This window comes from Kitasatospora sp. NPDC057518, assembly GCF_042802075.1.
Lineage (GTDB): Bacteria > Actinomycetota > Actinomycetes > Streptomycetales > Streptomycetaceae > Kitasatospora.
In genome coordinates this window covers 1-9,755 of the sequence record NZ_JBHVEU010000334.1, presented here as the reverse complement: position 1 = coordinate 9,755, position 9,755 = coordinate 1, and the positions used below count along the sequence as shown (strand labels likewise).

9 protein-coding genes are annotated in these 9,755 nt (G+C 75.5%); 8 read left to right on the top strand and 1 reads right to left on the bottom strand.

All coding sequences use genetic code 11. The annotated features are described in order from the left end of the window. Positions 1-33: 33 nt before the first annotated feature. A complete protein-coding gene (locus ACFU7Z_RS28355) occupies positions 34-2,016 on the bottom strand; it encodes a heavy metal translocating P-type ATPase (protein ID WP_380780511.1) in 1,983 nt (660 codons plus the stop codon). Between the two features lie 109 nt (positions 2,017-2,125). Here ACFU7Z_RS28355 and ACFU7Z_RS28350 point away from each other — a divergent pair, with 109 nt between their 5' ends. The 8 genes from ACFU7Z_RS28350 to ACFU7Z_RS28315 all read left to right on the top strand — a co-directional run bounded on the left by ACFU7Z_RS28350 (position 2,126) and on the right by ACFU7Z_RS28315 (position 9,675). Continuing rightward, entirely contained in the window at positions 2,126-2,521 is a 396-nt protein-coding gene (locus ACFU7Z_RS28350; protein WP_074003144.1) for a helix-turn-helix transcriptional regulator, read from the top strand. A gap of 334 nt (positions 2,522-2,855) precedes the next feature. Beyond that, the gene (locus tag ACFU7Z_RS28345; RefSeq protein WP_380780508.1) at positions 2,856-6,218 is read left to right on the top strand and encodes a type 2 lanthipeptide synthetase LanM family protein; all 3,363 of its coding nucleotides are present in this window, start codon (positions 2,856-2,858) and stop codon (positions 6,216-6,218) included. Further along, positions 6,215-8,443 carry a peptidase domain-containing ABC transporter gene (locus ACFU7Z_RS28340; RefSeq protein WP_117485623.1) on the top strand — a complete coding sequence of 743 codons (2,229 nt, stop codon included), beginning with the start codon at positions 6,215-6,217 and terminating at the stop codon, positions 8,441-8,443. The genes ACFU7Z_RS28345 and ACFU7Z_RS28340 overlap by 4 nt, the downstream gene beginning before the upstream one ends. 124 nt (positions 8,444-8,567) lie before the next feature. Further along, positions 8,568-8,759 carry a hypothetical protein gene (locus tag ACFU7Z_RS28335; RefSeq protein ID WP_049659012.1) on the top strand — a complete coding sequence of 64 codons (192 nt, stop codon included), beginning with the start codon at positions 8,568-8,570 and terminating at the stop codon, positions 8,757-8,759. Between the two features lie 40 nt (positions 8,760-8,799). Next, positions 8,800-8,988, top strand: coding sequence for a hypothetical protein (locus tag ACFU7Z_RS28330; RefSeq protein ID WP_074003145.1), 189 nt, complete (start codon positions 8,800-8,802; stop codon positions 8,986-8,988). Between the two features lie 48 nt (positions 8,989-9,036). Then, on the top strand, positions 9,037-9,228 hold the full coding sequence (locus tag ACFU7Z_RS28325; protein ID WP_074003146.1) for a hypothetical protein: 192 nt from the start codon (positions 9,037-9,039) through the stop codon (positions 9,226-9,228). Between the two features lie 35 nt (positions 9,229-9,263). Next, a complete protein-coding gene (locus ACFU7Z_RS28320; protein WP_074003147.1) occupies positions 9,264-9,458 on the top strand; it encodes a hypothetical protein in 195 nt (64 codons plus the stop codon). A 22-nt stretch (positions 9,459-9,480) separates the two neighbouring features. Next, positions 9,481-9,675, top strand: coding sequence for a hypothetical protein (locus tag ACFU7Z_RS28315; RefSeq protein ID WP_380780505.1), 195 nt, complete (start codon positions 9,481-9,483; stop codon positions 9,673-9,675). The last annotated feature ends 80 nt before the right edge of the window (positions 9,676-9,755 follow it).

The following is a 9,755-nucleotide window of genomic DNA, read 5'->3' as shown; positions in this document are numbered from 1 at the left end:
CGCCGGCCTCGGTCCGAGCTTGTTCCGGACCCGTCAGAGGGCGCGCGCCCTCGTCCAGGCGGCCTCGCGCAGCAGCCGCAGCCCGTTGAGGCCGACGATGACGGTCGAGCCCTCGTGGCCGAGCACGCCCAGCGGCAGCGGGAGGGTGGCGACCAGGTCCCAGACCACCAGGGCGGTGATGAACACCGAGGCGATCACCAGGTTCTGCACCACGAAGGACCGGGCCCGCCGGGAGAGCGCCACCACGGCCGGGACGGTGGCCAGTTCGTCACGGACGATCACCGCGTCGGCGGTCTCCAGCGCCAGGTCGGAGCCGGCCCGGCCCATCGCGATGCCGGTGTGGGCGGCGGCCAGCGCGGGCGCGTCGTTGACGCCGTCGCCGATCACCAGCACCTTCCGTCCGGCCGCCTCCCGCTCGCGGACGGCGGCGACCTTGTCCTGCGGCAGCAGCCCGGCCCGGACGTCGGTGATGCCGACCTCGGCGCCCAGGTGGGCGGCCGCGCGGGGGTTGTCGCCGGTGAGCAGCATCGGCGCGGTACCCGTGAGGGCCGTCAGCGCGGCGACGGTGGCGGCGGCGTCCGGGCGCAGCCGGTCGGCGATGCCGAGCACGCCGACCGGGACGCCGTCCGCCTCGACCAGCACGGCGGTGCGGCCGGCCTCCTCCAACTCGGCCGCCAGCGCCGCGGCTTCGGCGCACGCGGCGTCGGTACGGCCGTTGATCAGTCGCGCGGGCGCGCCGACCACGACCACCCGGCCGTCGACGGTGGCGGTGACGCCGACGCCCGGGGTGGAGCCGAAGTCCTCGGCGGCGGCCGGGGTCAGGCCGCGGTCGCGGGCGGCGTCGACGACGGCGCGGGCGAGCGGGTGCTCGCTGGGGTGCTCGGCCGCGGCCGCCAGCGCCAGCAGCTCCGCCTCGGCGAGGCCGGAGCCGGTGAGCGGCCGGAGGTCGGTGACGCGCGGGGTGCCCTCGGTGAGGGTGCCGGTCTTGTCGAGGGCGACGGCGTCGACCTGGCCCAGACGCTCCATCACGACGGCGGACTTGACCAGGACGCCGTGCCGCCCGGCGTTGGCGATGGCGGAGAGCAGCGGCGGCATGGTGGCCAGCACCACCGCGCACGGGGAGGCGACGATCATGAAGGTCATCGCCCGCAGCAGCGAGCCGGTGAAGGCCGCGCCGAAGGCCAGCGGGACGGCGAAGACGGCGAGGGTGGCGGCCACCATGCCGAGCGAGTAGCGCTGTTCGACCTTCTCGATGAACAGCTGGGTGGGTGCCTTGGTCTCGGAGGCCTCCTCGACCAGCTGCACGATCCGGGCGATCACCGTGTCCGAGGCGTCCCGCTCGACCCGCAGCCGCAGCGCCCCGGTGCCGTTGAGGGTGCCGGCGAACACCTCGTCACCGGGCTGCTTGGCGACCGGCAGCGGCTCGCCGGTGATGGTGGCCTGGTCGACCTCGCTCGCGCCGTCGAGCACCCGCCCGTCGGCGCCGATCCGCTCGCCGGGCCGGACCAGCACGGTGTCCCCGACGGCCAGCCGCTCGGTGGGCACGGTCTCCTCGCCGCCGTCGGGCAGCAGCCGGGTGGCGGTGGCCGGGGCGAGGTCGAGCAGTCCGCGCACCGAGTCGGCGGTACGGGCGGTGGCCAGCGCCTCCAGGGCGCCGGAGGTGGCGAAGATGACGATCAGCAGCGCGCCGTCCATGACCTGCCCGACGGCGGCGGCGCCGAGCGCGGCCACGATCATCAGCAGGTCGACGTCGAGGGTCCTCTCCCGCAGCGCCTGGAGCCCGGCCCAGCCGGGTTCCCAGCCGCCGGTGGCGTAGGCGAGGGCGTACAGCGGGCCCCAGGTCCAGGCGGGGGCACCGGTCAGCTGGAGCGGCAGCGCGACCAGGAAGAGCACCGTCGCGGCGGCGGCCCAGCGGGCCTCGGGCAGCGACAGCACCCGGGTGCGCCGCCGGGGCGCGGTGTCCGGACGCGGCGCGCCCGGGGACGCGGGGCGCTCGGTCAGGGTGGTGGAGGACATGGCGGACGGGACCCTTCGGGGCAGGCCTGGGCAGGGCGGGGCCGGTGACTCACTCACGATACATGAACATATGAAGGCCCCTTCATCTATCAGTTGTAGTATTGCCCGCATGGGTCATGGAGCCACCCCCGCCACCGCCGTCCCGCACACGCGCCTGGACGCCACCAGCGCTGCCCGGGTGGCCACCACCCTGCAAGCCCTGGCCACACCCTCCCGCCTGCTGATCCTCTCCCGGCTGCGCGAGGGCCCCTGCGCCGCCACCGAGCTCGCCGCCGAGGTCGGCCTGGAGCAGTCCGCCTGCTCCCACCAGCTGCGCCTGCTGCGCAACCTCGGCCTGGTCATCGGCCGGCGCAACGGCCGCCAGGTGGTCTACGCGCTCTACGACAACCACGTCGCCGCACTGCTCGACCAGGCCGTCTACCACATCGAGCACCTGCGCCTGGGACTCAGCGACGCCGACGACCCCCAGGACGCGGACGAGCCGGTCGGCACCGCCACCCGCTGACATCGGCGCCGGGTCGCGCACCCTGGGCCGACGGCACCCGTGCGGCCCGCCGCAGAGACGTGGGCAGCGCTCAACACCCCAAGCGTGAGGCACGGTTCGGCCTTCACGGCACGACCGGCCTGCCCCTGCTGGCAGCTGAGATGAATGACTTGGGCATTGCCGTTCACACCACTTGACGGGCCGCCGCAAGCCGAGCAGACTCGCATCGCGGCACCAGCTGACATGAATCCGTGAATCACAGTCATTCACACCAGCTGCCAACGCCTGCCCGTTCCCGGCAGCGTCCGCCTGCCCGCCTCCGGATCGCCCGTCCTCCGCGCCCCAGGAGTCCAGCATGCCCTCGAACACCCCGCCCGATGCCGCGGCCGCCGCCCCGCCCTGGTCACGCGTCGACCGCGCACCCCTGACCGGGAGTTGGTGGGCCCGCGGCCTGTGGCTGGCCGAACGTCTGAGCGGCGAGGGCGACCCGCCCGCCCCGGTCGCCGACAACCCGGCGGAGGGCAGCCTCGGCTGGCGCGCCGACCGCCGACTGGCCCGCTGGCGCTCGGCGTTCACCGACCACGCGCCGGACACCGCCGAAGCCCAGGCCCGCGCGCTCGGCATCGACCCGCCCCTGCTGCGCCGGCTGCTCGCCGAACACCCCGACAGCCTGGCCGCGCGCACCGCCAAACCGGCCTGGGCCCGGTTCGTCGAGGACGTCGTCGCCCGCGCACCACGGCTGCCCCCGGCGCCCGACGGGGAAGACACCACGGAACACGACGAGGGGCACGACGGAACGCACCGGCACGGCTTCGCCGACTTCGCGGCCGTCGTCGAACCCTTCCTCGCCGAGGCCCTCCGCCTGCTGGAGGCACCCGCCCGCACCGGGGACGCCACCGAGCCCTCCGCCGCCGTCCTCGCGGCCGTCCGGCGCTCGCTCACCGCCGGCCTGCGGGACCAGCTGGTTTCCGTCCTCGGCCGCACCCTCGTCCTCGAACTCCATGTGGCCCGGCTGTCCGGCCAGTTGATCGGCGACACCCCGCAGGAACGCTTCCACGCCTTCATCGCCTGGCAGCGGGAGCCCGAGCGGCTGGCCGCGCTGCTGGACGAGTACGCCGTCCTGGCCCGGCTGCTGGCGTGCGCCACCCTGAACGCCGTCCACGCGCACCGGGAGTTCCTCGACCGCTTCACCGCCGACCGGCCCGCGCTGGTCGAGCGGCTCTTCGCCGGACGCGACCCCGGCGAGCTGACCGAGGTGCGCACGGGCCGCGGCGACGGCCACGAGGCGGGCCGCTCGGTCGCGCTGCTGACCTTCTCCTCCGGCGCCCGGCTGGTGTACAAGCCCCGGCCGCTGGCCGTCCACGAACACTTCAACGCCCTGGTCGACTGGTACGACACCGTCCTGCCGGGCCCCGGCCCGGGCACCGTGGCGGTGTGGGACCGGGGCGGGTACGGCTGGATCGAGTACGTGGAACCGGCGCCGTGCGCCGACCACGCGGCCGCCGAGCGCTTCTACCACCGCCTCGGGGCGCTGCTGGCCCTGCTCTACGCGACCGCTGCCACCGACTTCCACTTCGAGAACGTGATCGCCGTCGGGGAGCACCCGGTCGCGGTCGACCTGGAGTCCCTGTTCCACGTCGGCGTGCCCCACCTGACCGGCAGCCCGCTGATCGACGACGACCCGGCGCAGCACCTGCTCGCCCACTCGGTGCAGCGGGTGGGCCTGCTGCCCTCGGTACTGGTCGGCGACGGCGGCGCGGTGCTGGACGTCGGCGGGATGGGCGCCGACAAGGGCGCCGTCATGCCCTTCAAGTCGCCCACCTGGGAGGGCGACGGCACCGACGAGATGCGCCTGACCCGGGTGCAGCGCGCCTTCGAGGGCAGCGCGAACCGGCCGCGACTGGACGGCCGGGACGTCGACCCGGCCGACCACCTGGCGTCCCTGCGGGCGGGGTTCGAGGCCGGCTACCGCGCCATCGCCGCCCACCGCGAGACGCTGCTCGCACCGGACGGCCCGCTGGAGCGCTTCCGCGAGGACACCTGCCGCACCATCGTCCGCGCCACCCGGGTCTACGCCCACCTGCTGGGCGAGAGCACCCACCCGGACGTCACCCGTGACGCGCTCGACCGCGACCGGGTGCTCGGGCTGATCTTCGCCCAGTCCGCCGGGAACCCCGCCCAGCGGCCGCTGCTGCGGCTCGAAGCCGAGGACCTCTGGAGCGGCGACGTCCCGCTGTTCCGCTCCGTCGTCGGCTCCCGCGACCTGCGCACCCACCGCGGCCGGTCGCTGCCGCGGGCACTGCCCGAGTCGGGGCTCGACCGGGCCCGGCGGATCGTCGCCGCCATGGACGAGCACGACCTGGCCACCCAGGACTGGATCATCCGGGCCGCCTTCGCCGCCCGGGCCACCACCGCGGGGGCCGGCGGTGCCGCACCCGCGGGCACCGGCCCGCGCCCGGCCGGGCCCGCCACCGGCCCGGACCGCTCCCCCGGCGAACGCGCCCTGCGCCTCGCCCGGTCCGTCGCCGACCGGCTGCTGGCCGACGCGCGCCGCGACGGCGGGCGGGCCGGCTGGCTCGGCCTCGACCTGAGCCGGGACCAGTGGCGGGTCACCGCCCTGCGGGACGACCTGTACGGCGGCTACCCCGGGACGGCGCTGTTCTTCGCCCAGCTCGCCGCCGTCACCGGGGAGGAGCGCTACGCGCGGTGGGCGCGGCGGATCCTGGCACCGTTCCCGGAGCACCTGGCCCACGTGCTGCGCCACACGCCGAACCGCTCCTGGGGGGCGTTCGGCGGCCTCGCGGGCACCGCGTACGCGCTCGACTGCGCCGCCGTGCTGCTCGACGACCCCGCCCTGGCGGAGCCCGTACCGGGCCTGTTCACCGCGGCGGCCGGCGCCCTGGACGACGACCGGCAGCTCGACCTGATCGGCGGGGCGGCCGGCTGCCTCGCCGTGGCCGAGGCCCTGGCGCACCGGTACGGCGCCGCCGCGCACGGCTGCGCCCGGCGCTGCGCGCGGCTGCTGGTGGAGAAGGCCGAGGCGCACCCCGGCGGCACCGTCGCCTGGCGCACCGCGATGCCCGCCGCACGGCCGCTGCTCGGCATGTCCCACGGCGCCGGCGGGATCGGCTGGGCACTGCTGCGGCACGCCGCCCGCACCGGGGACGCTGCCGCGCTGCGCACCGGCCGGGCCGCGCTCGCCTACGAGGAGGCCGGCTACGACCCCGAGGTCGACAACTGGCCGGACTACCGGGAGCAGGCCCCCCGGCCCTGGCGGGCCACGCCTCCCCCGGGCACCTTCGCGGCCGTGCACGCCTGGTGCCACGGCGCCCCCGGCATCGGACTGCTCCGGGCCGACCTGCCCGCCGGGGTCCGCACCCCGTCGAGCGACCGGGCGCTGCTGCGCGCCGTGCGGTCCACCGCCGACGCCGGCCAGATCGGCGACGACAGCCTCTGCCACGGCACCCTGGGCAACCTGGAGCTGTTCGCCGCGGCCGCCCGCGCCGGGGTGGCCCGGGCCCGGGACGACCACTCCCGGACCCGCGACGCCCTGCTGGCCGCGATCGAGGAGCGCGGCCCGGTCTGCGGCACCCCGGGCGGGATCGTCACGCCCGGCCTGATGACCGGCCTGGCCGGCATCGGCCACGGACTGCTGCGGATCGCCGCGCCCGAGCGCGTCGCCCCCGTGCTGCTGCTCGCCCCGCAGGAGGCCCCGTGAGCGCCGCGACCGACCCCGCCCGGCCGGCCGCCCCCGCCCGGGAGCGCTCCCGGCGGCGCGCCCACCGGGTGCCCCAGCGGCTGCAGTTCACCCGGACCGAGTGCGCCGCCGCCTGCCTCGCCATGGTGCTCAGCCACTACGGACGGGACTCCACGGTGGCCGACTGCCGCCCGCTGCTCGGCGCGGGACGCGACGGCGCCTCGGCGGCCGTGCTCGTCGACGCGGCGCGGCAGGCCGGGCTGACCGTCCGCGTCGACCGCGGCCCCGCCGCACTGGAGCAGCCGCTGCGCGGCCCGGTCATCGCCTACCTGCGGACCCACCACTTCGTCGTCCTGGAGCGGGTCGACCGCCGGTCGGTCCGCCTGGTCGACCCGGCCGGCGGGCGCCGCCAGATCTCGCGGCAGGACTTCGACGGCCTGTACGGCGGCGTGACGGTCGCCCTGGAGCCGGGCGAGTCCTTCGAGGAGCGGCACACCCCGCTGCGCGACCGCCCGATGGTCCGCTACCTGCGGCGCTTCCTGGCCGCCCCGGGCGGCCGCTCCCTGCTCGCCCTGACCGCCCTGGTCACCGGACTGCTGCAACTGCTGGGCCTGGCCGTCCCGTTGCTCACCCGCACCGTGGTGGACTCGCTCCTCCCGCAGCACCGCACCGACCTGCCCGTCCTGCTGGCCCTGTCCGCCGTCGGCATCGCCCTGCTCACCGGACTGCTGACCGCCCTGCGCGCACTGGCGCTGCTCGCCCTGCGCCGGCGCGGCGACCTGGTGCTCACCCGCTCCTTCGTCGAACACCTCTTCCGGCTGCCGCTGCGGTTCTTCCTCGAACGGGGCCGCGGCGACCTGCTGATGCGCACCTCCAGCGTCTCCAGCACCCGGGAGACCCTGACCCAGCAGCTGATGACCGTGGCCCTGGACGGCGTCCTGCTGGTCGGCTACCTGGTCGCCGTCGTGCTGCTGCAGCCCCTCTACCTGCTGGCCGTCGCCCCGCTGTTCCTGCTCCAGCTGCTCCTGGTGGTCCACGCCCACCGCCGGCTGCGCAACCTCGCCCAACTGGAGCTGGTCGCCAAGGCGGAGGAGCAGAGCTACCTGGTCGAGGCGCTGGAGGCGATCCTGCCGCTCAAGGCGAACGGCGTGGAGAGCCGCGCCGTGGAGCACTGGCAGGGGCTGTTCACCCGCTACCAGGGCGCGATGCTGCGGCGCGGACGCGCCACCGCCGGGCTCTCCGGGGCGCAGCGGGCGATGACCTCGCTCGGGCCGCTGCTCATGCTGGGCGTCGGCGCCTGGATGGTCATGACCGGCCGCTCCACGCTGGGCACCATGCTGGCCGCGAACAGCCTGGTGCTGTCCGTCCTGGCGCCGCTGGAGACCCTGTCGACCACCGGCCAGCTCTACCTCACCGTCAACGCCCAGGTGGAACGCCTCTTCGACGTCCTGGACGCCCCGGCGGAGACCGGCGGCCGGCTGCGGCTCACCACCCGGAAGGCGACCTCGGTGGACGTCCGCGCGCTGACCTTCCGCTACCAGGCGTCCGGGCCGCCGGCCCTCAGCGGGATCGACCTGTCCGTCCCCGCCGGCGGCAAGCTCGGCATCGTCGGCCGCACCGGGTCCGGCAAGAGCACCCTGGCCCTGCTGCTGCTCGGGCTGCTCCCGCCCGACGAGGGGACGGTGCGCCACGACGGCGTGCCGATCGACCGGCTCGACCTCGCCGACCTGCGCGCCCACTGCGGCGCCGTCCTCCAGGAGCTGAGCCTGTTCGGCGGCAGCATCCGGGACAACCTGACCCTCGGGCGGCCCGACGCCGAGGACGCCGAGGTGATCCGGGCCGCGCGGATCGCCGGGCTGCACGAGGACGTGCTGGCCCTGCCGATGGGGTACGACACGCCCGTCGGCGAGAGCGGCTCGGCGCTCTCGGCCGGCCAGCGCCAACGGGTCGCCCTGGCCCGGGCCCTGGTGCACCGGCCGCGGCTGCTGCTGCTCGACGAGGCGACCAGCCACCTCGACCCGCAGACCGAACGCCATGTCGACGGCGCGCTCGCGGAGCTGGCCGTCACCCGGATCGTCGTCTCCCACCGGCTGAACGCCGTGCGCAACGCCGACCAGATCCTCGTCCTCGAACACGGCCGGATCGTCCAACGCGGCCGCCACGACGAGCTGATCGAGCAGGAGGGCGCGTACCGCCTGCTGTTCGGCGCGGCCGACACCGACGTGCGCCCCGCCGCGAGCCGCTGAAGCCGACGGGCCACCGTTCCGACGGACCACCTTTCCGACGGGCCGCTCGACGCCCGTCCCCACGAACCCCGGTCGGCCGCCCGGCCGTCCGGTCGAGGAACCACCACCGAGAGGCAGGAACGCCATGAGCGACAACAGCACCGCCCGTGCGTGGAAGGACCCCGAGGACGCGGCCCGCGCCGTCGCCCCCGCCCACCCGTCCGGCGAGGTCGACCTCGGCCTGTTCGTCGGCGGCCTGTCCGACGAGGAGGGCGGCAGCGAGGCCCTCGGCACCGGCGGCTGCTGCCCCACCTGGGCCACCGGCACCCACTGCTGACGGCCCGTACCCCCCGTCCCGGAGCGGAAGGAGTCGAACCATGAGCGACGAGGAGACCGTCCGGTCCTGGAAGGACCCCGAGACGGCCCGCACCACCCCCGGCCACCCGCTGGGCGAGCCCGACCTCACCGCCCTCAGCGGCGGCGAGGAGCCGGTGACCGTCTTCGAGATGTGCACCGGCCAGACCGCCTGCGGCACCTGCGGCGGCTTCACCTTCGGCTGCTGCTGAACACCCCTGCCGAACGACCCTGCCGAACGACCCCGAAGGAGTCGAACCATGAGCAACGAGGACATCGTCCGGTCCTGGAAGGACCCCGAGACCGCCCGCACCGCCCCCGGCCACCCGGTCGGCGAGCCCGACCTCACCGCCCTCAGCGGCGGCGAGGAGCAGATCACCGTCTACGACATCTGCACCACCAACCAGACCGGGTGCGGCACCTGCGGCAGCTTCAGCTTCGGCTGCTGCTGAACGCCCCTGCCGAACGACCCCGAAGGAGTCGAACCATGAGCAACGAGGACATCGTCCGGTCCTGGAAGGACCCCGAGACCGCCCGCACCACGCCCGGACACCCGCTGGGCGAGCCCGACCTCACCGCCCTCAGCGGCGGCGAGGAGCAGATCACCAACAACGACCTCTGCAACAACACCGAGCGGAGCTGGTGCAGCACCTGCGGCGCCTTCACCCTCGGCTGCTGCTGAGCGGCCCGGAGGGAGTCGGACCATGAGCGACGAGGAGACCGTCCGGTCCTGGAAGGACCCCGAGACGGCCCGCACCACCCCCGGACACCCGCTGGGCGAACCGGACCTGACCGCCCTCAGCGGCGGTGAGGAGCCCTTCACCAACAACGACGTCTGCAACAGCACCGACCAGAGCTGGTGCGGCACCTGCGGCAGCTTCAGCTACGGCTGCTGCTGACCCGCGCGCACCACCTCACACCACCTCGCACCACCCTGCACCTTCCCGCACCGGGCGTCGGGTCCGGCCCTCCCCCGAGG